Origin of the sequence: uncultured Tenacibaculum sp. (assembly GCF_947494125.1) — a bacterium.
In the GTDB taxonomy this organism is placed as follows: Bacteria; Bacteroidota; Bacteroidia; order Flavobacteriales; family Flavobacteriaceae; genus Polaribacter.
The window spans coordinates 1-24,278 of the sequence record NZ_CANLTU010000003.1; the positions used below are offsets into that span (position 1 = coordinate 1).

Genomic DNA, 24,278 nt, shown 5'->3' on the forward strand with positions numbered 1-24,278 from the left:
GGTGCTGCACTGGCATCACATCCTTCTGTGGTTATTGCCGTTAAGCTTCCTGTTACAACTGGTGCAGTAGTATCTTCGATTGTTATTACTTGGGTAAAAGTATTACTTACTCTTCCACAAGAATCTGTAAATGTCCATGTATTTGTATAAGTTCCATTAGTATTACAACTAGCTGAAGAAACAAAGCTTCCTGATGTTTTTACTATTGTTAAATTACAGCTTAGCTCTGGTTTTAACTGTTGTGCTGTTAATAAACCAGCCGAATCATTACACGATATAGTCCTATCTAAAAAATTTGTAGCCGTTGTCCAGTTTGCTTCATTTGGTTGATTGATATTTATTGTATTCGGTTGATCATCTCCAATTCCACAACTATCTACTGAATTAGAACTTAAAGTTGTTTGTAAATTACTATTCTCTTCTCCAATATAAGTTGCTGTTAATTGCATTTGAAACTTATCTGGACAGCTAGTTTCTATAAAGTAACACTGTTCTTTTACTTTTACTTGATAATTTAGTGTATATACTGTATCTCCAACATCTGTTATTCCATTAATAGCATTAAATGTTAGTTTTCTTGTTGCACTAACATAACTATACGTTACTCCAGATGGTAAACCTGTTATTGGTTGTATTAGGTCTACTTCTTGTGGGATATCTACCTCTATTTTTAAGTTTTTAACATCATCATTTCCATTGTTTTCAACATCTACAGAAAAATTAACTGTATCGCCTACATTCACTGATGATCCTGTTGTTGGTGCACTTGTAAGTATTAATGGTGCTAGATCTGGTTTCCATACATCTACCGATAGTCCTATTAAAAATAAACCATAGGTTTCTTGGTTTGATGTTAGCCTAATTGTTGCTGATGTTTGATCATTATCTATAATTGAATTTCCAGAATTGTTTAAAGGAAATACATCTGCATCAAACCCTAATGTATTTGTACTTGCTGGATTTCTATTGGTAAAATCGGTTCCATCTTTTCCTATTCTACTATTAAAAAAGTTATTAGCACTACGTAAACTATATGATACATCTACCCAATTATTACTTACATTTTTTATTTGTAATTTATCTCCTGATAAATCTCTATCTCCTTCTAAAGCTCCAATTACAACATCTACATTAACATTACCAGAAGGAACAGTTTGAAAACCACTAAATCCTATTTCAAATTCATTTACACTACTTGTTACATTTGCATATCCATCGAATAATGATATGTTTTTGGCTGGCATTGTAGGGCTTTCGTATACAAATACTATTTGCCAACCTCCAGATGTTCCTGTATTTCCTCCTCCATGTGATTCTAACTCTCCTTCTTTTGCTCTTACATTTGCTATCTGATAAACTCCATATGGTGTTGATAATCCTTTTACATCATTTGTTATATCTTTAAAACAGATATATGGATCATTTACAAAATGACCTGTCTCATCTCTTCCTCTATAAATTACTTGATCTGCTGTTATGGTTTCATAAATTGAACTTCCTGGAAGTTGCATTTTTACTTTATTGTAATCCCAATTAGGTTCATCATTTGGATCATCTTCTTCCATATCTGCTGCTGCCCAATATATATATGCTTTTTTTATACTTAAACAGCTTATAGATGGCTCAGGATTTACAAAAGTTGCATTACTTGAATTAAATGTACTATTATCATTATCAATATCGACAAATACATTATTGGTAAAATCATGATTTCCATCATTTCCATTATAATTATTGCTCTCATGTCTTGATAAAACATTATTAGCTATTAAAGTAACATTTCCATTTACTGCTTCTGAAAACCTTGGTTGAAAACTCTGTTTAACCTGAGCATTAAGCTCTTCTAAACCAAGTAAAAATACCAGCCCAGAAAACAATAAAATTATATGAGTAATTTTTTTCATAAGTAAACGGTTTTTATAGCAAAAACTTTTTAGTTATCGCTATTTGGGTTTGGTATATAAGACTTTAAGGTAATTTTATCTAAGGCAGTAGCCCTTCTAAATGCATTTGGATTTGACACTTCTGATATTTCTAACTGTGTACAGCTCCAATTACCAAGATTTAAGTTATTTGGCTTTTTTATTTTTAAGTAAAATACTTTGATACCATTTGCATTTACTACAACTTCATCTCCAATTAAATTCATATTCTCATCATACAATGAGTAATTAAATTCTGTAATTGTTGTATTCTTCTTTTTACAAAGAACATTTGTTAAGTTTACTTTATAAATAGTTTTATTTAAACTCCTATTTTTTAGTTGCAACTTATGTATATGCTCTTTTTCGTAATCTGCTTTTTTACTGTATTCTTTTACAGATAACTCTACCAAGTTTTGAGATATCCCTTGAAATATTGTTATTATAAATAAGCATGTTGTTAACGTAATTTTACAAACCATATATTATATTTTAAATTCAAATATTTACATACCATTCTATTTCTAATTATATAGAAATAGGGATTAAATAGGGTAATAAGAGGGTGTAAAAGGGTATACGTTTAATACGTAAACAGCATATTACTTCATACAGTAATAGTATAATAAATTCTATAATTTATATTAGGGAGGAAAACTAACACTACTTGGGAATAGTATTAATTTTGAGAGGTTAACGTTTTCTAAGTTTTTTAAAAACGATTATACCAAATATAACGTATCTTTTTCATTTTAAAAAAACTAAGTTAAAAAAAGGGGCTTTTCCCCCTCACTTTTTTCAAGCATAAAAATTCCTTCTAGATTTTATTTTTTTTGCTTCTTAATAGGTAATTTTGCTGTATGATTCAAAACGATACTATTATTGCAATGGCTACCCCTTCTGGTGTTGGAGCTATTGCTGTTATAAGACTTTCTGGTGAAAAATCTATTGAGATTGTTGATGCTTTTTTTAACTCTATAAAAAAAAATAAATCATTACTTTCTCAAAAATCTCACACGCTACATTTAGGACATATAATAAATAATGGTGTTGTTCTAGACGAAGTTTTAGTTTCTATTTTTAAGAACCCTCATTCTTATACTGGTGAAAATGTTGTCGAAATTTCATGTCATGGTTCAAGTTTTATCCAGCAAGAAATTATACAATTATTCTTAAAAAATGGTTGTAGAATGGCTGATAATGGTGAATTTACTATGCGTGCCTTTTTAAATGGCAAAATGGATTTGAGTCAAGCAGAAGCTGTAGCTGATGTTATTGCTTCTAATTCGGCTGCTAGTCATCAAATGGCTATTCAACAAATGCGTGGTGGTATTACCAATGAATTAAAAGATTTGCGTGCTAAATTATTAGATTTTGCTGCTTTAATTGAATTAGAGCTTGATTTTTCTGGTGAAGATGTTGAATTTGCCGATAGAACTAAATTTAAAGAATTAGTTGCTAAAATTACTTTTGTTTTAAAACGCTTAATTGATTCTTTTGCTTTTGGAAACGCCATGAAAAATGGTATTCCTGTTGCTATTATTGGTGAGCCTAATGTTGGTAAATCTACCTTATTAAATGCTTTATTAAACGAAGAAAAAGCTATTGTTTCTGATATCGCTGGTACTACTCGTGATGCTATTGAAGATGAACTAATTATTGAGGGTGTTGCTTTTCGTTTTATAGATACTGCTGGTATTCGTGAAACGGAAGATATTGTTGAAAATATTGGTATTAAAAAAGCCTATGAAAAGGCTGAAAATGCTCAGCTAATTATTTATCTTATTGATTCTAACAAATTTTCACACTCTAGTGAACTTTTTTTAAAAGAAATTGAGACTATAAATAAACGTTTTCCTAATAAACGTTTATTGGTTATTGCTAATAAAATTGACACCTTATCTTGTCATGATTCTTCTATATTACAATCGGAAATTGAAAATTTAATTTTACTTTCTGCTAAACAAAAAACTGGTATTGACGAGCTGAAGTCTGAACTAACTTCTTTAGTTAATACTGGTGCTTTAAGTAATAATGAAACTATTGTTACCAATTCTCGTCATTTTGAAGCGCTTAATAGTGCTTTAACTGCTATTACTTCTGTACAACAAGGAATTGATTTAGATATTTCTACTGACTTATTTTCTATTGATATTCGTGAATGCTTACGTCATTTAGGGAATATTACTGGGGAGTATGATGTTGACAAAGATATTCTTGGGCATATTTTTGGGAATTTCTGTATCGGAAAATAGATTTTATTTCTTTTGTTTTCTTAAGGAAAGAATAAGAAAATAAATATCAATACTCAATTGCTTATCTATTTAAGCAATTGGTCCAAACTTAGCATATTCCTTTTCTTTTTCAATAGTCCAAATAACATTCCCGTAATCAAAATGCCAATATTCTTTTGAGTCACACACAAAATCTTCACTTTCAAATAATCCTATAAGTAATGCTCTATTTTTTTTTGCTTCTCCGTTAATTTCTGGATGATATGGATAACATTTTTTTGAAAGTTCGATATCTAACCCTTTGTTTGTTCCAAAATCCATAACACAGCCTTTAGAAACATCATAGATTAAAGCATCTACAGCTCCACCTGTAGCATGCATTGATTCTCTAGAAAAAGCAATAAAATAACTAACTATCTCTTTAACCTCTTCAAAAGATTTTTCTGGATGCTCTTTCTGAAAAAAATCAAATTTGGTATCCCATAATAATTGCTGATGTTCAAAAGATCTCCATGCTGAACGTATAATTAATATTTTATTTTGATCATCTAGTTTCTTACTAATTCGCCCAATTTTCTCTATAATACCTTCTCTAACTAAATATGTATAATTAGGAGAAATGGAAGGTTCAAAAATCAAATTAAAATCAGTATTCATTAAACTTATTAAAGGCGAATGGTTTTCTCTAATCCAAATCGATGGGACTAAAAGTTTATTTTTTTTATCTTTTGCTTCTACTGCTTCACAATATGCTTTTGCTTTCATTTAATTGATTAAATTTTTAGTTATATCTGAAGAATTTAAGACCCTTAGTAATGCTTTATATTTCAAAGAAAATTCTACTGTATCACCCACTTTTAAGTTTGATTTCGTATTATCAATCACAATATGGTCACTACTTGCGCCCAAAATTGATAGATTTTGTTTAGGCATGATTCCTGAAACAGCAACATCTTGTCTGCCAATAGCAAGAATGCCTCTATTCATTTCTCCTTTATCTTTAAATTTTTTGATTTTACCATTGGCATTTTGATGTACTTCACCATAAGGCTTAGACGGTTTAATTTTTGTCTCAATTATTTCTGCTACTAATGTAAAAGCGTCTGTAAAAAGGTTTGGAATTGCTTTTCTGCAGAGTGCTTCTCTACCTAAAAATATGGATTCTCCCAAACGTAAATTATTAATTCTACCTATACTCTTTGAAGATTGAAACCAATTGTAATTTGCTGAATTTCCTCCAGAAATGATAGTTAGTGAAATTTTAAATTTGTTTTCTAAGTGAATAGCTATTGATGAAAGTTCGTTCATCTTATTTATATCTGGGCTTATTCCTCCATAACAAGCAAAATTACTTCCTATTCCTATAAAATTAATTCCTTTTAATTCTAATACTTCTTTTACTGTATTATCTATTTCTAAAGGCATAATTCCTTCTCGTAAATCACCCAGTTCCACCATAAGAACTACTTTGTGTATAATATGATGTATTACAGCATATTTTGAAAGTTCTTTTAAAATTTTTAATTCTGAATTTAAGCTAATGTCTGTATATATAACAACTTCTTCTACTTGACTTAAAGATGGTGTTCTAAGTAATAAATATTGAGCTTGAACTCCTCCTTTAATCATTCTTTTAATATTTTCAATTCGCGAATCTGCAAGAATTTGAATACCATTATCTACTAAAACAGTTGCTATTTTAGGATTACCACCAATAAGTTTTGTTACACCGGTAATTTCAATTTTTTTAGTTCCATAAAACTTTTTCAATTGTTGAGTGTTATGAGCAATTTTTCGAATGTCGATATCTATCCTTGGTGTTCTCAAACCAACGCTAGATCTTTTTTTAAGTTTGGAAATTTTTTGGTCAATGCAGTTACTAATTTATCACACCCATACATTAAAACATCTGTTGTAGGAAGGTCGTATTCTAATTCATATCCTTTAATAACTTTTTTAATTTCTATATCCGTCATATGTTCATGATTAATAGTAATAGCAATGACTTCTGTTTTAGAAAACACTTCTATCATTTCTATTTCACCTTCTAATCCTAACATAGGTATCTTTGGAAAATCACAATAACTTTTTCGTTTTGGAGGGTGTTGAATAATAATTGCATCTGGCATCGCTCCACGCATAATAGCGCTTGAAGAAGTGAATGCAGGATGACTCAAAGCTCCTTGTCCTTCAACAATAATAATATTTGGCTTTTCTTTTCGATACACACTTAGAATAGCGTTTTCAACTTCACCAGATGCAAAACCCGATGTTAAAACATCAACTGCTATTCCATATTTTGAGCCTTGCAACAAGCCTGTTTGTCCTGTAGTTATAAAAGAAGCTTTAATCCCCTCTTTATTTAAAGCGTTTACTAAAAGTAAAGCTGATGTACGTTTACCTACCGCACAATCTGTTCCCATTACAATAACAACAGGAACCTTAACTTCTTTAACTTCTCCTGTAAAACTATAAAGGTTTTCACGTTTTGGAGGTTTTCTGACATCTTGAATAGTAACACTGTGTTTGATTGCCATGTTTGCAAATATGATATTATCATTTAAAAACTCAGGTAAACCATTAACTATATTCATTCCTCTTTTAATAGCTGATAATATTATTTCTTTTTGATAGACATCTAAAAAAGATGTTAATGGAGCAATGCCATATATAAAATATCTTGGTATACTATTTAATATTTTTAATGCATTGTCTATGCTCTTAAATATTGGGATTCCATTTCTTATACCATCAAGATACTCTCCTGCATCTTGACCTGCTTTAGAACTATCTATAATTCCTACAATATTATACCTATCAGATTGACGAACTAAACCATTAGCTACTTTTCCATCTATCTTTCCAAATTCATTCTCACAATAAACTAATGCATCAACCTTCATTATATTTTTATTTTATTTCACTATTAAACTACTGATTCATAAGACTTTAATTCTCTTTCAAAATAAACTAACTCTTTACCTAATGGATCATTTTTAATTGTACAATAGTAAATTTTTCGAGCATATATTCTTACTTCTAATAGTATGTGTGGCCTTACTTTTGCAAAAACAATATCCCCTATTTTATATTTATTTTTCATATTCTTTTTTTGTGAAAATTAATTTTTATTCTGATCTATTTTTTAAATTTCTTTTTGCAATTTTAGCTGCTTTCTTTTCTTTGGGTGTTCTTGAAGGAGGTGTTTTCCCTGATTTATGTTTTATTTGCTTCTCTTTGGACATTTGGATTATTTTTATGTTTTAATATTAAGTTTTGAGTTCTTTGTTTATAAAAAAGCATTAATCTTTCAAGTGTTCTTTTACTAAGGTTACTATTCTTTGGTATCTCATTCATGTTAAATTATTGATCTTAAATAATTATATAAAAATATTGTAGTAAATAAAGGTCTTGAAAAATGAGGTTAAGTTTGTTACATAACTTTGTTTAATTATTACATATATCATAGGTTTTCTAAATTTCTTTTTCGTTTAAATTTCATTTTTTTATAAAAAGAAGGAGAGAGCCCTGTTGATTTTTTAAATTGATTAGACAAGTGGGCTGCACTACTATAATGAAGTTTATTTGCTATTTCGCTTATATTTAACTCATCGTATAATAATAACTCTTTTATCTTCTCTATTTTATGGTTAATTATATAGTGCTGTATCGTAATACCTTTTACTTCAGAAAAAGTATTCGCTAAATATGTATAATCATAACCTAACTTATTACTTATATAGCCCGAATAGTTAATTTTGGGAATTTCTTCAGAATGATGAATCATATTAATAATTACAATTTTTATCTTTTCAATTAAAATACTTCGCTTATCATCCAATAATTCCAATCCCCTTTTTAATAATTTTTTTTTTAATTGAATACGTTTTTCTTCTGAGACATTTTCTAAAATCTCAACCATTCCAAGTTCAACTACAAAATAATTTAATCCTATTTTTTTTAACTCTTTCTTTACCAGTATTTTACAACGCATGCTTACCATGTATTTTATATATAATTTCATTTTTTTATCTTGTTTTATTACTGAAAACTAAAATAAAATGCTTGCATTTCATTTTATATATTAAAAGATTATGAAGATAGTTTTAAGGTAGCCACCTTTGCCTTAATATATAGTTTTCTTAAATGAAGTGAATTAATCTTAAAGATAGTGAAAAACTACTCACTTGACACATAACAAATGAGTTTCAATTATTTGAACATCTGACACTAGTAATAAAAGCACTACCTTAGTAAGATTATTAATTTATAATAGCTATTATTACCATGTGGACGCATAACAAATATACTTTAGGAGATATAATAACACATAGTAATTTTATAGACTTAGATTTCCAAATACTTGATATACTAAAAACTGAACCAGATACCAAAGGAAGGTATTTATATCATTGTGTATTAGTAGATGGCTATCCTGAAAAATTAGGTAAACAATTTAAATATCATGAATCTAATCTATCTCTTATAAGAAAAGGAACTCCAGAAGAATTAAAAATTCTTTTAAATACATCAATTGTTAACGAAGAGTATGAACTTTCTCAAAAATTAAAAAATATTATAGATAATTTTTAATCTTTTTCTATAATTATAATTAATACTAATACTTTTTACAACAACAACTAGTTCTAAATCACTTTAAATATCAAAAAATTGAACTATGTATAAATTAACAATAAATAGTTAAACTATTTTCTAATAATAATAGCAACAAACTTCCTCTTTTACTCTACCTAAATCCTTTAAAACCACTGATTTTACTAAGCATATTACTTTGTCTATATCCTTTGGTAGTACTTTGTTTTATTATGGTAATTAAGAGAAAGAAAATAAACTAAAGGCAGCTATAATTTAGCTACCTTTTTTAGTCGTATTTGATACTCAATTGCTATATTCATATTTTAAAATTCTTACCCGTAGCTTCTTAAGTCATTTAACCCCACTTCGCTCCTATTCTTTAATAACACTAGCCATAATTATTACAAAATCATCAGCGAACTTCGTTGATGAAATAAATATAAAACGAAACCTTCAGCGAACTTCGCTGACGAAATAAATATAGAACAAAACCATCAGCGAGCTTCGCTGACGCAATAAATACAAAACGAAACCATCAACGAACTTCGCTGATGCAATAAATACAAAACGAAACCTTCAGCGAACTTCGCTGATAGAAAAAACTAAAAAAATCATGTTTTTAGGCTATAATACACCTATTTAATACTCACTAAGTGATTCTTCTGATAAAAAAACAGGGAGGGAACCTTATTTTAATTATGGTTTTCCGTAGAACTAGCTTCTTTTTTTATGTTACATTCAAAAACTTTAAAAATTTGACGAACATTTTGATAAATATAACTGGAACAAAGTTCCGTATATAAACAAGTTATGCGTCTCTTAAAAAAACAACCTACAATGATAAAGAGTTTGAGAATCTCATTTTTTGCTTTATCTCGAAGCACTGACTTAGAGATAAAATCAGAGACGAGTATTAATAAAATTATGAATGATTTCTTTTTCACATTTGCAAAAGAAATTGATTATGAGAATAAGAAAATCAGTATTGAACAATTACAAAAAAACACTGAAGACCTAAGAAATAGGATTGATTCTATAGTCCAAAAATATAAATCATCAAATCCAATAATAAATCAATTAAATACATATTTTAATGATTTAAAGAACAATGAGTCATTTTTTTTTCTAGTAAATTCATCTATTACAAATGAACAAAGCTTTCAACTCTATAACTATTTGTCTACATTGGAGAACAATGAAGATTTTAAAAAAGCATCTAAAGAAATGGATGAGTTATTTGGAGATTTAAGAAATAACTATGATATAATTGCATTTAATGAAGGAACCAGAAACAAAATTGGAGAACCAGATAAATCCAAAAGAGTTTGTAGGTTTTGTAATAGAAAATATGGCGAAGTAACATTTAGGAAAGTTGCACATTCTATTTCAGAAGCTCTTGGTAATAAAAAAATTATCACCAATGATGAATGTGATTCGTGTAATGAAAAGTTTGGAACAGGAATTGAAAATGACTTGATTTTATATTTGAATCTTTATAGAAATGTTTTCGGCATTAAAGGGAAAAATGGTATTCCTAAACTTAAAGGGAAGAACTTTGAAATACTAAATAGCGGAAAGAGTAAAATTGAAATCAAATATTTCTTGAATGAGGAAGAAAAGAATGACCCAAGTTTTAATGATTTTAAAGTACGACTTGAAACAAATCAGAATATTGTAATTCAAAATATATACAAAACACTAGCCAAATATGCATTAAGTGTACTTGATAATAAATATTTATGTGATTTTGAAAAAACAATTCAATGGATAAATCACGAATTTGACAGTGAGAATTTACCGAAAGTGGCAATACTTACTTCTTACGAGTTATTTACTCATCACCCTCAGTTAGTGGTTTACAGACGTAAAAAAACAGACAACAACTTGCCGTATGCTGTAGCCGAATTTCGATTTATTTTTTTGACTTTTGTATTTATTATTCCATTTTCAAGTGTTGATAAATTAGAATATTCAAACGAAGATAATTTTAATGAATTTTGGACATTCTTTAAACATTACAACTCTGTTGAAGGGTGGAAGTTCAATAAAATGAATGATACAAAACCAAGAAAATTCACAATGAATTTAAACTTTGAGCTTAGAAATAAAGAATAAAAAACGAACGCATAACAATGTATATAATGCATAGCGGGTTTTGTGGATATTTTGAGCTTTGTTACTCGCCCGTATTTCGGTTCTGAAAGTTAAAGTTCACGTAATCCGCTACGACTTTATATACTCACCGTTAGACATAAACAAGGTAAAAACTAACAAACGGTTTCTTATAAAACACATATTATAAGTAATTGTTATTTTTTAGTTGCTTTTATAAATAAAAATCTAACAAAAGAAAACAAAAATCTCCACCTCACAATGCAACATATACTGATTTCAATAGACTTATTACTTTTTGTATTGATAAGTAGATTTTTCTTTAGTAGTACTTTGTTATTTTTTTTACTAATTTTAGTATTGAATTAAGTTTCTTAATTTAAATTAGACAAACCAAAAGCCTTATAAAGTTTAGCTCTTGAATTCAATGATTTTATCTCAAGAATATTAGCTTTTAACTCTGATGTAATCAGTTTTTGCTCACGAGAATTTATAAGAAACAGAGAACTTTCTCCTAATTGAAATTTACGTTCTTCAGCATTAAACATTATTTTATAATCTGAAACAATGCGTTTTATTAAATTATTTTGTCTTCCTAATGAATTAATTTCTGCTTTTATAGCATTAATTTTATTTTGAATAGATAGTGAATTTGAAGTAAGTTGAAAGCTTGCTTCTTGTAATTTTAAATTTGTAAGTTTTAAAGCTCCTCTTTCTTTTCTTAGAAATAATGGAAAACTAAAGTTTACAAAACCTTTATAATTCATACTTTTAAAATTATTGAATTGACCAATATCTGATGCTAAAAAATTATACTGCAAGTCTAATTTTGGTAATAATTTGTTTCTTTTCAAAGAACGATCAACACTTAATCTAGCTATTTTTGCCTCTAAACCTTTTAACTTAGGATGGTTTACAAGTAACTCTTTTTGAGAAATTGTTTCCTCTAAAACTAAGGAGGTAGATAATACTTGATCGTTTGGCAACAAAGGATATACATATTCCTGTATTTCTAAAGGCACATTACTAAGCCATAAATAATTACTCGCTTTTAATATAGCTTTCCTTGTTTTAAGCTTTGCTACTTCAAGATTTAACTTTCTATTCTGTAATGTTATTTTTGCTTCAATAGAATCAATTGCTGCTTTTTCACCTACTTCTACGTTACGCTTTACTCCATTATATCTAATTTGCGCATTACTTAAAAAGCGCTTATAAATAGCCAACTCCTTATGTGCCTCAAGCCATTTAAAATAAGCTACACTTGCATCAAAAATTAAATTATTTACCAGTAGTTCTCGCTTTGCTTTACTTTGTTTAATAAAAATTTTTGCTTTTTTCAGCATTGCCATACGTTCATTAATTAAAAGCCCCTGAGCTAAAGAAAAAGATACACCTGCACTATAAAGCCCGCCATTTGGAACTGTTAAATTTGGATTTAAATAGACACCGCTATTCTCTTCATAATTTACTTTAAACTCTATTCCGTACCAAGTTGGTATTTTAAAAGTTGTATTTAATTGATTAAAGTACTCTGTGTTTTTAAATTTCTTTCGATCATAATCTATTTCAATTTTTGGATCAAAACCTCCTCTTGATTTTAAAAGATTGGCTTCTCCAATGCTTAATTGCAAATTTGCTTGCTTTATTATAGGGTGATGCTTTTTCACATAACCTAAATACTCCTTAAAAGATAAGAATTGTTGTAATTTTTCAACTTTATTTTGAGCTACTGAAAGTTTTAAATAGAAAAATAAAATTATGACAATTATATATTTTATTTGCATAACTATTTATTTTTTAGAGGTTTTTGTTAGTTTCTTTTTAGGGCTGTAATAATTTGGTGGAAATCCATTAAGTTGTCTCCATAACTCATACCAGATAGGAACATCTTCTAAAAGTGCTATTGTATTAGCTCCAGAACCTACTCTCATATTTTTTGGCCATGAAACATCCTCTTTATTAGGAGCAATTAAAATTCTAAACATACCATTATCACTAATAGAAGTTTCAACAGCAACCACTTTACCTCCATAAGTTCCATAAGATGCATTTGGCCATCCACTAAAGAAAATAGCAGGCCAACCGTCAAACCTAATACGTACAGTTTCCCCTAAATGAATTAAAGGTAAATCCATAGGACTTACAAAAGTTTCAACTGCTAAATCATAAATTGACGGCATAATAGCAACTAATTTTTCTCCAGATTTAAAAGTTTCACCTAAACCACCTCGTATAGCTTTATTAATAAATCCGTCTTGAGGAGCAGTTATATAATACATTGCATTTCGCATTTTATAATTTGTCGATTTATTTTCAAGTTTACTCACTTGAACCTCTGCTTCAAATTGATTAGATTCCGCAGTAAAACGATTACTACGAGATTTAGATATTTTATCTTGATAATTTGCAGCTATTCTACTAATTTCTATTTGAGCATTAACCACAGAGTTTCTACTGATTAATAACTTATTTTCTTTAGAAATTAATTTAGCTTGTGTTTCCTGTAACTTTAAACGTTTTTCCTCTACATCCTTGGTTGCTTTCAATCCTTCAGCTTGTAAAATAATGGTACGTTCATATTGACGTTTTGAAATTTCAATATTGGTTTTGGCTGCTTTAAATTCTATACTATCACTTTTAACTTTTAAACGAGATTGTTCTAACTTATTTTTAGCTTGTGATAATTTAAGTGCACGTTCATTTTGAAGTGCTGAAACTTGATTGTTAAGCGCTTTTATTTTCTCTTGATACGATATAACCGATCGACTTTTTGCTTCACGTTGCTTATTTGTTCGATTTATAAGTAGAGGATCTTGGTATTCATTTTTAATTTCAGAAATAAATAGAATGGTATCTCCTTTTTTAACAAAATCACCTTCTTTTACATACCATTTTTCTATTCGGCCAGGAATAGGAGATTGAATACTTTGTGGTCTTTGATCTGGAGTAAGCGTAGTTACAAATCCATTTCCAGATACATTTTGCGTCCATGGTAAAAAAAGAATTATTATACCAGCTATAGCGAAAGCTGCTAAAAATCTATTGAAAATTTTAAATTGGCGAGGCTTGAAATTTTTTTTAAAAGCCATAAATTCTTCAAGTGTCATTTTTTTATTAAGTTGATTATTAGATATATTAAGCATTATTTTCAATATTTAAAATTCCTTGAGTTAATTTTATAGCCTGTGAACATTTCTTTTTCCAAAACGGATTGCTAGAAACAATTACAATAGACCATGGTTGCATTTTATCTGTTAAATAGTCTATAATATTTCTCGCTTCTTTAGGTTCAAAATATTCTAAAGGGTCTTTAAGGATTAATAATTTGGGGTTATGTATAATTGCTCGTGCTAATACAACACGTTTTGAAATACTATAAGATAATTGCTGACCTTGAGGATTCAAAACAGTTTGTAAACCATTAGATTGCTCTTTTATAAAAGCTAGTAATCCTAAGTTTTGTAGTACTTCATTTAAACGTTTTCTAGAAATGTTTGGGTTATTAAACGTTATGTTTTCAAGAATGGTTCCTTCAAAAATTTGTTGCTCTGGTAAAACTTGACCAACATGGCTCCTATACCGATTAGGTAAAATTCCTTTAATTGAAGAATCGTTAACGTAAAGAGAGCCTGTAGTTGGAAAATCAATACCAGCTATTAACTTTAAAAGTGTTGTTTTACCTGAACCAGAATCGCCATTAAGTAAAATACGTGCTTTTTCAGTAATGGATAAATTAATATTATTTAATATTTTTTTACCATCAGGAGTTATATAGCTTACTTTCTCAAGTTCTATTTTAAATTCATTTTTAGATTCAAAAGGATCGACTCCTTCTTGTGGTTCAATTTCTTTATCTACAACTTGTCCTATTTTTTCAAGCGAGGTTAATACATCATAAAAGGTCTCAAGTACATTTATTAATTTTTCAACAGAGCTTATAACTAATAGAATAATAATTTCTGCTGCCACAAATTGTCCAATATTCATTTTCTGATTCAAAACCAATAAGCCTCCAATAACTAATAACCCAGCAGTTACTAAAACCTTAAAACCAATCATTTGTATAAATTGAATTAAAAGTATTTTAAAATGACTTTCTCTAGCATTCAAATATTCTGTAGTTAATTTATCATTTCGTTTCATAGCAAGAGACGTATCTCCAGATAGCTTAAAACTTACCAATGAGCGTGCTATTTCTTGAATCCAATGTGCAACTCTATATTTACTTTTTGATTCTTTAAGACTGGTTTCTAAGCCTTTTTTAGCAGTAAACTTAAATACTATGTATATTAATAGGATTAGTAACATTCCATAAATAATAAAGAATGGATGATAAAAGGATAAAAGAATGATTCCGAATAAAATTTGTAAAACTGCTGCTGGAAAATCTATTAATATTTTTGATAATCCTTTTTGTACAGTAAGAGTGTCAAAAAAACGGTTTGCTAATTCTGGCGGATAATAATTAAGTAGTTCGCTGTATTTAATTTTTGGAAAACGATAAACAAATTCAAAAGAAGAACGCATAAATATTTTCTGTTGAATGTTTTCTAAAATTCTTATTTGCATAATTTGTAATCCTCCCTGAAAAGCAACACCTAGAGTTACTAAAACCACAAGTACAATCCAAGACGATGTAATTTGCGCACCTTGTAATAAATTAATAATAGCTTGTATTCCTAGAGGTAACGATAATGCTACCAAACCTGCAAAAACTGCATAATAAAAAATTTGCTTTATATCTCTTTTATCTAGTTGCAGTAATCCTATAAAACGTTTCCATGGAGACATCTTTTTTGTTGTCATATTGTTAAATTTTAGGCAGTATTTTTCCTGTACTTATCTTTCTATATTGAAAAATAAGAAGGTTTAATTTTGTTTTTTTTGAAAAAATGGACTATTCTAATACGAATATTAGAATAAATCAAATAGAAATAAACTGAAGAGTCTAAGCGGTTTCTGGAGGTGGAATATGAGTATCAAGAGCAATATCTCTTAATAATTTTGAATTATTTAAAATTAGAATTTTGAGTTCAAACTCTATAGAATCAAAAAAAGAATTTGAAAAACTTATTTTTTCAAACTCCTCTTTTTCTTCGTTTTCTTGATTTTCATTATCACTAGAGTTCTCTTCAACATCTACACAAACTATTTCATTACTTATCTCATCAATTATAATAAAAGATGAAACAATTGGTTGAATAGCCTGTGAATACAATACACAAACAAAAGAAATAAATCTTAAAACCGATAATATGTTATTACAATACCCTGACATTCTTTAAATAATAGTTTTAAAAACTATATCAATATAAAACTTTACAATGCTATTTTTTCCTTCTTCAAAATCCGTTAAAGATGGTAAGTGTTTTGAAAAATATCTTTGCTGATGTGCCCCTTCTATTACTGTAGAAATAAGCATTTTGGGGTACTTAAAAGTGGGATTAATTTCTAGTACTATATCACTAACACGTTTTACAACTTCTTTATAAGTTTTATAATATCCTTTTTCATTTTCTAAGTCGATATCTTTAGTATGATATGCCTTGGAAGATTCAGATATGATGATTTTGCTAAGTAAAACTTCATTAATAAATGAAAATGAATTGTCTTTTTTTATCTCTTGGGTTAATAACTCTATTGAATTTCTTAGCCTATCTGTAGCAGACGAAATATTTAATGTCGCAAAAACTAGTTTATATTCAATCCAACTCCAATACCAATTAATAAGATAAATTAATAAAGCATGTTTACTTTCAAAGTAACGATAAATAGAGCTTTCATTTGAACCAATTTTTACACCTAGTTTCTTAAACGTGAAGCCTTCAAATCCCAACTCATTAATCATTTCTATACTATTAGAAATGATTTTTTTTCCAAGATCTGATGATTCAGGATTCTTAGTGTAAAATTTAGGATCTATTTTTATATGTACTTCCAAAACTAAAATGTTTTACTTAGCAAACATAATAGTATTACTATTAATATGCAATAGTTTTACTTAAGAAGTTTTTTTTAAGCTACTATTTTTAATTAAAGGTGTAAAATGAGGCTTGTTAATAACATTATTAATAACTCTTTTTTTTGTTTTCATTTTATTATAAAAATCCTAATATTTTTATAAAAGATTAAAAGATCCTTTAATAGATGTATATTTATGATTTTCAAATCGTTTTACAAGAGGTACCAGGAGAAATAAGCTTATGCTTTTCTATTTCAGGGTGTTCTATTCAATGTAAAGGTTGCCACTCCCCTTTTTCTTGGAAAAAAGATAATGGAAGTATACTAACAAAACAATATTTCTTAGAGCAATTAAAAAAGTATAAAGTCATTGCTACTTGTGTTTTATTCATGGGGGGAGAATGGCATGAAACAGAATTAATAGAAAATTTAGAGTTAGCAAAGAAAGCAGGATATAAAACTTGTTTGTACACGGGACAAGAAAAAGTTTCAATTCAGTTAAAAAAACAACTCACTTGGCTAAAAACAGGGAAATGGAACGAACACCTAGGGGGATTGGATAGTAAAAATACCAATCAGAAATTTATAGAAGTTAAAACCAATAAAAAACTTAACCATTTATTCATAAAAAATTAAATATATGATACGGCTTACAGAAAATCAGGTAGCAAAAAAAATCAATTTTATAGATCAATATATACATTCAGAAAATGCAGCAGACGGATCAAAGGTAGATGCAAACGCTAATGTTACTTCTAAAAATATAGCAACAATGGAAGCTGAATTGAATAAGGATATAAATATTCAAGTGAATAGAGTTCTTTTAAGTCGTAAAATTGCTTCTCTTTTTGGTGAAGATTTGGCTAAAGAATATGTACGTCAAATAGAGTCTCATGAAATATATGTGCATGACGAAACTTCATTAAAACCTTATTGTGTTTCAATAAGTATGTATCCTTTTTTATTTGATGGCTTAACTAAATTAGGAGGAGAAAGTAAAGCTCCACAACATTTAGAAAGTTTTTGCGGAGAATTTGTCAATCTGGTTTTTGCTATTAGTTCACAATTTGCAGGAGCTCTAGCTACAGTTGAATTTCTAATGTATTTCGATTACTTTGCTACTAAAGATTATGGAAATAATTACTTAAAAACTAATACCAAAACAATAGAAAATCATTTACAACATGTAGTATATGCAATTAATCAACCAGCAGCAGCAAGAGGATATCAATCAGTTTTTTGGAATATTTCTTTATATGATAAAGCATATTTTGAAAGTATGTTTGGAGATTTTATTTTTCCAGATACGTCAAAACCTAATTGGGATAAATTAAAAAAGCTACAAAAATTTTTCATGAAATGGTTTAATACAGAGCGTACCAAAGCAATTTTAACGTTTCCTGTAGTAACAGCAGCTATGCTAGTAAGAGAAGGAAAACCTGTAGATAAAGAATTTACTGAAATGTGTGCACAAGAGTTGAGTGAGGGAAATTCGTTTTTCATTTATCAATCAGAAAATGCAGATAGCTTAGCATCCTGTTGCAGACTAAGAAGTGAAATTAGTGATAATACTTTTAGTTATTCATTAGGAGCTGGAGGTGTGGCAACAGGCTCTATCAATGTTATTACATTAAATATGAACAGATTGGTACAAAAAAAAGCTAATATTATTGAAGAAATACATAAGATTCATAAGTATCAAGTTGCTTATAGAAAATTAATAGAAGAATACGAACAAGCTGGGCTGTTGCCTGTTTACAAAGCTGGATTTATTTCTTTAGATAAGCAATTTTTAACTATTGGTATTAATGGTATGGTTGAGGCAGCCGAGAGTCAAGGCATTCATGTAAGTAATAATAAAGAGTATAAAGCCTTTGTAAATATATATTTAAAAGAAATTTATACCCAGAATAAACTAGCAAAAGAGAAATATGGTTATATGTTTAATACTGAGTTTGTTCCTGCAGAAAATTTAGGTGTAAAAAATGCTAAATGGGATAAACAAGATGGTTTATCTGTTACTAGAGATTGTTATAATTCATATTTTTATGTTGTTGAAGATAAACACACCAACACTTTAGATAAAATAATACTTCACGGAAAAGAAACAATACAATACTTAGATGGAGGATCTGCACTACACTTAAATCTTGAAGAAGCACCTAATAAAGAAGGTTTTATTAAATTATTGCATGCAACTGCAGTAGCAGGCTGTAATTATTTTTGTTTCAACATAAAAATTACTATTTGTAATGATTGTAGTTATATAGATAAAAAAACAACTTACTCATGTGAAAATTGCAATTCTAGAAATATTGATTATGCTACCAGAGTAATTGGGTATTTAAAACGAGTTACGAGTTTTAGTTCGTCACGCCAAAACGAACACCATTTGAGGCATTATCATATTCAGAAAAAATAGCATGCAATTAGAAAGAATTAATGTTCTTAAAAAACAATACATCCAACAAAAATAACATAGATTTTTCCTTATCAAAAACTAATTAATTTACAATTCATAGACAAGATTACATGCTTTATACATGATATTTATCATAAAATTTTATACATAGTGTTAATATTTTTACCAAATAAAAGATAAAAAGATCTTTTAATTCAAAAAACTAATTATGTTATCAAAAAAACAAGCTAAAACATTTTTCCTAGGCGGAACTTTAGTTACGTTTCTGATTTTTATTGGGTTAACAATTTACTCTTTTTCAAAGAGTAATGATCAAACCAATTATGAAGATTTATCAGAATCAGCAATTAGAGGGAAAGTAATTTGGGAATCTAACAATTGCATGGGATGCCATACACTGTTAGGAGAAGGAGCCTATTATGCTCCAGAATTGACAAAAGTTGTTGATCGTTTAAACAAAAGGTACAATGGTGAAGGAGAAGAAGTCATCAAAAGTATTTTAATGTCTCCATCTCCATGGCAACCAAATGGAAGAAAAATGGTTGCATATAACATGTCTGAACAAGAAGCACAAGATATGGTCGCTTTTTTTAAATGGATAGGTAATATAGACTTAAATGGATTTGGTGAAGTAGTAGGTGTAGACAGAAAGATTTCACCTCTTTCTAAAAAAAATAACGAATAAATTATAGCGCATTATGAAATATAAGTCACAAAAAGTAGCGTATTGGTTTTTTGCATTATCAATGCTCTTGTTAGTATTACAATTAGTATACGGATTTGTAATGGGGTTCGCTAGGGTTGGTCTTGATAACTTTCATGACTTTATTCCTTTTAACACAGCTAGAGCTGTACATACCAATTTATTAGTAGTTTGGTTATTATCTGGTTTTATGGGAGCAGCCTATTATATCATACCAGAAGAAGCTCAAAGAGAATTGGTAAGTGTAAAATTGGCATATGTCCAATTAATTTCTTTAGCATTAGTAGGTGTAGCAGCTATTGTAGGTTATCATTTTAACTATTGGGAAGGTCGTAAGTTTTTAGAAATACCTAGACCCTTAGACTTCTTAGTTGTTATAAATGTATTATTATTCTTAGGCCTTATACTACTTACACTTTTTAAAGGTAAAAGAAGAACTACAACAGCTTTAGTATTATCAATGGGGCTATTATTTGCTGCATTATTATACTTACCAGGAATGTTACCATTTGATAGTCAGGTAACAGATTCCTTTTTTCGTTGGTGGGTAGTACATTTATGGGTAGAAGGAGTTTGGGAATTAATTATGGGAGGTATTTTATCGTTCCTTTTAATCAAATTAACTGGTGTTGATAGAGAAGTTATTGAAAAATGGCTATACGTAATTGTAGGATTAACATTCTTATCAGGAGTACTTGGAACAGGACATCACTATTATTATATAGGTGTAAATAAAATTTGGTTAATCGTAGGTGGTATATTCTCTGCATTAGAACCTTTAGCTTTCTTAGCAATGGCATTGTTTGCTGTAAATATGTATAGAAAAGGTGAAAAAAAGCATCCAAATAAACTAGCACTATATTGGACTTTAGGCGCTACCATTGTTTCTTTTGTCGGTGCAGGTTTATTAGGATTCGCACACACTTTACCACAAACAAATTTATATACTCACGGTACTTTAGTAACTGCAATGCATGGGCACTTAGCATTTTGGGGAGCTTATGGTATGATTGTTTTAGCAATTATTAGTTATAGCTTACCTAATATGACTGGTAGAAAATTATATGAATCTACAAGAGGTAGAATGGCTTTTTGGCTTTCGAATATTGGTATGATTGGTATGACCGTTGCTTTTGGTGTAGCTGGTGTAGCACAAGTATACTTAGAGAGAAAATTTGGTATGGATTTCATGAAAGTACAGCAGGAAATAAGTATTCATTTTGTTGTACTAATCTTATGTGCAACCTTATTTACTACTGGTATAATTTTATACATCATTGACTTTTATAAGCATGGTAAACCTACAGACGAAGCTTTAGAATTAAAATAAACATAACAAAAACTAACAAAATGAAACATTTAAAATTAGGCATATTACTATTTGCTATAGCAGCTTTAGTTACTAGTTGTAAAAGTGACAAAAAAATAGAGATAAACCCTGCAGAAATTGCCATAAAAGGAACAATGGAAGCTGAATTAACAGCGCCTCCAAATGTTCCAGCACCCGTAGGAAACAGAAAAGCCAAAAAATTATTGGTTAATATGGAAATCCTTGAAGAAACAGGGACAATGACAGATGGTGTTGAATATGTATATTGGACTTTTGGAGGCTCAGTGCCAGGAAGCTTTATAAGAACCCGAGTTGGAGATGAAGTCGAGTTTACTTTATCAAATCATCCAGATAATAAATTGCCACATAATATAGATTTACATGCAGTTACTGGTCCAGGTGGTGGAGCAACATCTTCTTTTGTAGCACCAGGGCATGAAAAAACATTTTCTTTTAAAACCTTAAACCCAGGGTTATATGTATACCACTGTGCTACAGCACCAGTAGGAATGCACATAGCAAATGGTATGTATGGTTTAATTTTAGTAGAACCAGAAGGTGGTTTACCTAAAGTTGATAAAGAATACTACATCATGCAAGGTGACTTTTATACAAAAGGAGAAAATGGAGAACCAGGATTACAAGCTTTTGATATGAAAAAAGCAGTAGATGAAGATGCAGATTATGTAGTATTCAATGGTAAAGTTGGAGCCTTAACTGGAGATAACGCCATTACTGCTAATGTAGGAGAAACAGTACGTTTATTCGTTGGTAATGGAGGACCGAACTTAACTTCTTCATTTCACGTAATTGGTGAAATTTTCGATAACGTACATGTTGAAGGTGGAGATTTAATCAATACAAATGTGCAAACAACATCAATTCCAGCAGGTGGAGCGGCTATTGTAGATTTTAAAGTGGATGTTCCAGGTACTTTTATACTAGTAGACCATGCAATTTTTAGAGCCTTTAATAAAGGAGCCTTAGGAATGCTTAAAGTAAAAGGAAAAGAAGATAAAAAATTATATTCTGGTGTAAAACAAGAAGGAATTTATCATCCAGAAGGAGGTACATTACAAGAAATGCCAGATGATGGAAATAAAAAAGAAGTTGTAAAAACTGGAGAAAAATCTTTAGCTGAAAAAATAGCTTCTGGAAAACAGATTTATACAAAAACATGTTTTGCATGTCACCAAGCAAATGGAGAGGGTATTCCCAATGCATTTCCTCCTTTAGCAAAATCAGATTACTTAAATGCTGATGTAAAAAGAGCTATTAGTGTTGTTCTACATGGTAAAACAGGAGAAATTACTGTAAACGGTAAACTGTACAATAGTGTTATGACAAAGCAAACATTAACTGATGAAGAAGTTGCCGATGTATTAACATACGTATACAATTCATGGGATAACAATAAAACAAATGTAAAAGTAACCATGGTTCAAGAAGTAAAAAGCACACACTAAATTCCAATTCAATGAGAACTATTTTAAGATTGACTTTTTGTATTCTATTTGGATATACAGTTAATACAAACTGTCAATCTAAAATGGTTAAAATTAAAGGAGGAACATATATTCCTTTGTATGGAAGAGATTCTATGCAAGTTACCGTTTCAGATTTTTTAATGGATGTATACCCAGTTACAAACCAAGAGTATATTCAATTTGTAAAAAAAAATCCGAAGTGGAAAAAATCAACGATAAAAAAAATATTTGCAGATGGTAATTACCTTAATAACTGGAAATCAGATTTTGAGATAGGAAATAACCAATCTAATAAAGCTCCTATAACCAATATTAGTTGGTTTGCTGCTAATGCTTATTGTGAATGCCAAGGTAAACGTTTGCCTTCAATAGATGAATGGGAATACGTTGCAATGGCAAATAAAAACATTCCAGACGCACGTAAATTAAAAAACTATAATGAATTTATTTTAGGCTGGTACGAAAAACCAAAAACCTTTAATAATAACATTCAATCAACTTTTAAAAATTATTGGAATGTATGGGATTTACATGGTTTAGTTTGGGAATGGACATCAGATTTTAATTCAGTATTAATTTCGGGAGAATCTCGAAAAGATGTAGATAATGATAGTAATTTATTTTGCGGTAGTGCTGCAGTTGGAACCACAGATTTAATGAATTATGCCGCTTTTATGCGATATGCAACACGAGGAAGTCTAAAAGCAAAATATACTATGAGAAACTTAGGGTTTCGTTGTGTAAAAGATATAAAAAATGAAAAAATATAAAATAACAGTATTGGTATTAATGTTATTAATAGCTTTTGTTTCATGCAAGAGAAATACGGCAACAACATCAATAAATAATACAAAAATAGCATATCAATGTCCTATGAAATGTGAAGGAGAAAAAACTTTTACTATTGAAGGAAGTTGTGCTGTTTGTAAAATGGATTTAAAACCATTAGCAAGTTCTTCTCAAAAAACAAGCTCAAAAGTTGTGTCAAATGAAATTTCAGATGAATCTATTTTTAATTTAACATCGCAATGGAATACGGAAGAAGGAAATGTTATTAAATTAAAAGACTTAAAAGGAAAAACCTTGGTAATGGTTATGATTTATACCACTTGTAAAGCTGCTTGCCCAAGATTAGTTGCTGATATGAGGAATATAGAAAAGCAAATACCCAAAAAGTACAATAAAAATTTACGCTATGTATTGGTGAGTATAGATCCTGAAACTGACACCCCTGCTCGATTGAAAATTTTTGCTAAAGAAAATTTAATGGATGATGAACATTGGACTTTTTTACAAGGAACAAAAACATCCGTTAGAGAATTTGCCAATGTACTCGCTGTAAAATACAAACAAATTTCTCCATTAGATTTTTCTCACTCAAATATAATTAGTGTATTTAATCCACAAGGAGAGTTGGTCCACCAGCAAGAAGGCTTAGGTGTAGACAATAAAGAAACGGTTTCTAAAATTATAGAAACAGTACAGAAATAAATAATTATAAGCCTAAA

Annotated in this window: 20 protein-coding genes and 1 pseudogene; 10 read left to right on the plus strand and 11 right to left on the minus strand. The window is 29.1% G+C overall.

Annotated features, from left to right (window positions below):
• Both Q0881_RS06910 and Q0881_RS06915 read right to left on the minus strand, forming a co-directional pair.
• Nucleotides 1-1,904 (minus strand): annotated as a pseudogene (locus tag Q0881_RS06910) (hypothetical protein); the annotation flags it as partial.
• 29 nt (nucleotides 1,905-1,933) lie between these two features.
• On the minus strand, nucleotides 1,934-2,404 hold the full coding sequence (locus tag Q0881_RS06915; protein WP_299158149.1) for a hypothetical protein: 471 nt from the start codon (nucleotides 2,402-2,404) through the stop codon (nucleotides 1,934-1,936).
• A 378-nt stretch (nucleotides 2,405-2,782) separates the two neighbouring features.
• Between Q0881_RS06915 and mnmE the strand changes: the two genes are divergently transcribed.
• A complete protein-coding gene (mnmE, locus tag Q0881_RS06920; protein ID WP_299158151.1) occupies nucleotides 2,783-4,177 on the plus strand; it encodes a tRNA uridine-5-carboxymethylaminomethyl(34) synthesis GTPase MnmE in 1,395 nt (464 codons plus the stop codon).
• A gap of 69 nt (nucleotides 4,178-4,246) precedes the next feature.
• Here mnmE and Q0881_RS06925 read toward each other — a convergent pair whose 3' ends face one another.
• The 4 genes from Q0881_RS06925 to Q0881_RS06940 all read right to left on the minus strand — a co-directional run bounded on the left by Q0881_RS06925 (nucleotide 4,247) and on the right by Q0881_RS06940 (nucleotide 8,180).
• Nucleotides 4,247-4,921 (minus strand): M15 family metallopeptidase, encoded by a 675-nt coding sequence (locus Q0881_RS06925; protein ID WP_299158153.1) that lies wholly within the window; start codon nucleotides 4,919-4,921, stop codon nucleotides 4,247-4,249.
• A complete protein-coding gene (locus Q0881_RS06930; RefSeq protein WP_299158155.1) occupies nucleotides 4,922-5,983 on the minus strand; it encodes an alanine/ornithine racemase family PLP-dependent enzyme in 1,062 nt (353 codons plus the stop codon).
• Nucleotides 5,980-7,059 carry a DUF1611 domain-containing protein gene (locus tag Q0881_RS06935; protein ID WP_299158157.1) on the minus strand — a complete coding sequence of 360 codons (1,080 nt, stop codon included), beginning with the start codon at nucleotides 7,057-7,059 and terminating at the stop codon, nucleotides 5,980-5,982. Before Q0881_RS06935 ends, Q0881_RS06930 begins: the two co-directional genes overlap by 4 nt.
• A gap of 560 nt (nucleotides 7,060-7,619) precedes the next feature.
• Nucleotides 7,620-8,180, minus strand: a complete 561-nt coding sequence (locus Q0881_RS06940; protein WP_299158159.1) for an AraC family transcriptional regulator — start codon at nucleotides 8,178-8,180, stop codon at nucleotides 7,620-7,622.
• Nucleotides 8,181-8,443: 263 nt separating this feature from the next.
• On the opposite strand from Q0881_RS06940, the gene Q0881_RS06945 reads away from it, so the two are divergent.
• A complete protein-coding gene (locus Q0881_RS06945) occupies nucleotides 8,444-8,749 on the plus strand; it encodes a hypothetical protein (RefSeq protein WP_299158161.1) in 306 nt (101 codons plus the stop codon).
• Nucleotides 8,750-9,676: 927 nt separating this feature from the next.
• Nucleotides 9,677-10,867, plus strand: a complete 1,191-nt coding sequence (locus tag Q0881_RS06950) for an HNH endonuclease (RefSeq protein ID WP_299158163.1) — start codon at nucleotides 9,677-9,679, stop codon at nucleotides 10,865-10,867.
• A gap of 371 nt (nucleotides 10,868-11,238) precedes the next feature.
• Here the strand turns inward: Q0881_RS06950 and Q0881_RS06955 are convergent, their stop codons facing one another.
• From Q0881_RS06955 to Q0881_RS06975, 5 genes are all read right to left on the minus strand, one after another.
• Nucleotides 11,239-12,651: a TolC family protein gene (locus Q0881_RS06955; protein ID WP_299158165.1), complete on the minus strand. Its 1,413-nt coding sequence runs from the start codon at nucleotides 12,649-12,651 to the stop codon at nucleotides 11,239-11,241.
• Between the two features lie 6 nt (nucleotides 12,652-12,657).
• Entirely contained in the window at nucleotides 12,658-14,010 is a 1,353-nt protein-coding gene (locus tag Q0881_RS06960; protein WP_299158168.1) for a biotin/lipoyl-binding protein, read from the minus strand.
• On the minus strand, nucleotides 14,003-15,673 hold the full coding sequence (locus tag Q0881_RS06965) for an ATP-binding cassette domain-containing protein (RefSeq protein ID WP_299158170.1): 1,671 nt from the start codon (nucleotides 15,671-15,673) through the stop codon (nucleotides 14,003-14,005). The genes Q0881_RS06960 and Q0881_RS06965 overlap by 8 nt, the downstream gene beginning before the upstream one ends.
• Nucleotides 15,674-15,815: 142 nt before the next feature.
• A complete protein-coding gene (locus tag Q0881_RS06970) occupies nucleotides 15,816-16,145 on the minus strand; it encodes a hypothetical protein (RefSeq protein ID WP_299158172.1) in 330 nt (109 codons plus the stop codon).
• Nucleotides 16,146-16,148: 3 nt separating this feature from the next.
• A complete protein-coding gene (locus Q0881_RS06975) occupies nucleotides 16,149-16,808 on the minus strand; it encodes a TetR/AcrR family transcriptional regulator (protein ID WP_366139556.1) in 660 nt (219 codons plus the stop codon).
• A 206-nt stretch (nucleotides 16,809-17,014) separates the two neighbouring features.
• Between Q0881_RS06975 and nrdG the strand changes: the two genes are divergently transcribed.
• From nrdG to Q0881_RS07010, 7 genes are all read left to right on the plus strand, one after another.
• Nucleotides 17,015-17,464 carry an anaerobic ribonucleoside-triphosphate reductase activating protein gene (gene nrdG / locus Q0881_RS06980; protein ID WP_299158174.1) on the plus strand — a complete coding sequence of 150 codons (450 nt, stop codon included), beginning with the start codon at nucleotides 17,015-17,017 and terminating at the stop codon, nucleotides 17,462-17,464.
• A gap of 4 nt (nucleotides 17,465-17,468) precedes the next feature.
• Nucleotides 17,469-19,250: an anaerobic ribonucleoside-triphosphate reductase gene (gene nrdD / locus Q0881_RS06985; RefSeq protein WP_299158176.1), complete on the plus strand. Its 1,782-nt coding sequence runs from the start codon at nucleotides 17,469-17,471 to the stop codon at nucleotides 19,248-19,250.
• A gap of 208 nt (nucleotides 19,251-19,458) precedes the next feature.
• The gene (locus Q0881_RS06990) at nucleotides 19,459-19,935 is read left to right on the plus strand and encodes a cytochrome c (RefSeq protein WP_299158178.1); all 477 of its coding nucleotides are present in this window, start codon (nucleotides 19,459-19,461) and stop codon (nucleotides 19,933-19,935) included.
• 13 nt (nucleotides 19,936-19,948) lie between these two features.
• The gene (locus tag Q0881_RS06995; RefSeq protein WP_299158180.1) at nucleotides 19,949-21,283 is read left to right on the plus strand and encodes a cbb3-type cytochrome c oxidase subunit I; all 1,335 of its coding nucleotides are present in this window, start codon (nucleotides 19,949-19,951) and stop codon (nucleotides 21,281-21,283) included.
• Nucleotides 21,284-21,303: 20 nt separating this feature from the next.
• Nucleotides 21,304-22,749, plus strand: coding sequence for a copper-containing nitrite reductase (gene nirK / locus Q0881_RS07000; RefSeq protein ID WP_299158183.1), 1,446 nt, complete (start codon nucleotides 21,304-21,306; stop codon nucleotides 22,747-22,749).
• An 11-nt stretch (nucleotides 22,750-22,760) separates the two neighbouring features.
• On the plus strand, nucleotides 22,761-23,540 hold the full coding sequence (locus Q0881_RS07005; protein ID WP_299158186.1) for a formylglycine-generating enzyme family protein: 780 nt from the start codon (nucleotides 22,761-22,763) through the stop codon (nucleotides 23,538-23,540).
• The gene (locus Q0881_RS07010) at nucleotides 23,527-24,261 is read left to right on the plus strand and encodes an SCO family protein (RefSeq protein ID WP_299158190.1); all 735 of its coding nucleotides are present in this window, start codon (nucleotides 23,527-23,529) and stop codon (nucleotides 24,259-24,261) included. Before Q0881_RS07005 ends, Q0881_RS07010 begins: the two co-directional genes overlap by 14 nt.
• Nucleotides 24,262-24,278 lie beyond the last annotated feature (17 nt).

Bases quoted from the DNA above. Each gene is read 5' to 3' on its own strand.
- Q0881_RS06915 (WP_299158149.1), bottom strand. From the start codon at position 2,404: ATGGTTTGTAAAATTACGTTAACAACATGCTTATTTATAATAACAATA.
- mnmE (WP_299158151.1), top strand. From the start codon at position 2,783: ATGATTCAAAACGATACTATTATTGCAATGGCTACCCCTTCTGGTGTT.
- Q0881_RS06925 (WP_299158153.1), bottom strand. From the start codon at position 4,921: ATGAAAGCAAAAGCATATTGTGAAGCAGTAGAAGCAAAAGATAAAAAA.
- Q0881_RS06935 (WP_299158157.1), bottom strand. From the start codon at position 7,059: ATGAAGGTTGATGCATTAGTTTATTGTGAGAATGAATTTGGAAAGATA.
- Q0881_RS06940 (WP_299158159.1), bottom strand. From the start codon at position 8,180: ATGAAATTATATATAAAATACATGGTAAGCATGCGTTGTAAAATACTG.
- Q0881_RS06945 (WP_299158161.1), top strand. From the start codon at position 8,444: ATGTGGACGCATAACAAATATACTTTAGGAGATATAATAACACATAGT.
- Q0881_RS06950 (WP_299158163.1), top strand. From the start codon at position 9,677: ATGAATGATTTCTTTTTCACATTTGCAAAAGAAATTGATTATGAGAAT.
- Q0881_RS06955 (WP_299158165.1), bottom strand. From the start codon at position 12,651: ATGCAAATAAAATATATAATTGTCATAATTTTATTTTTCTATTTAAAA.
- Q0881_RS06960 (WP_299158168.1), bottom strand. From the start codon at position 14,010: ATGCTTAATATATCTAATAATCAACTTAATAAAAAAATGACACTTGAA.
- Q0881_RS06965 (WP_299158170.1), bottom strand. From the start codon at position 15,673: ATGACAACAAAAAAGATGTCTCCATGGAAACGTTTTATAGGATTACTG.
- Q0881_RS06970 (WP_299158172.1), bottom strand. From the start codon at position 16,145: ATGTCAGGGTATTGTAATAACATATTATCGGTTTTAAGATTTATTTCT.
- nrdG (WP_299158174.1), top strand. From the start codon at position 17,015: ATGTATATTTATGATTTTCAAATCGTTTTACAAGAGGTACCAGGAGAA.
- nrdD (WP_299158176.1), top strand. From the start codon at position 17,469: ATGATACGGCTTACAGAAAATCAGGTAGCAAAAAAAATCAATTTTATA.
- Q0881_RS06990 (WP_299158178.1), top strand. From the start codon at position 19,459: ATGTTATCAAAAAAACAAGCTAAAACATTTTTCCTAGGCGGAACTTTA.
- Q0881_RS06995 (WP_299158180.1), top strand. From the start codon at position 19,949: ATGAAATATAAGTCACAAAAAGTAGCGTATTGGTTTTTTGCATTATCA.
- nirK (WP_299158183.1), top strand. From the start codon at position 21,304: ATGAAACATTTAAAATTAGGCATATTACTATTTGCTATAGCAGCTTTA.
- Q0881_RS07005 (WP_299158186.1), top strand. From the start codon at position 22,761: ATGAGAACTATTTTAAGATTGACTTTTTGTATTCTATTTGGATATACA.
- Q0881_RS07010 (WP_299158190.1), top strand. From the start codon at position 23,527: ATGAAAAAATATAAAATAACAGTATTGGTATTAATGTTATTAATAGCT.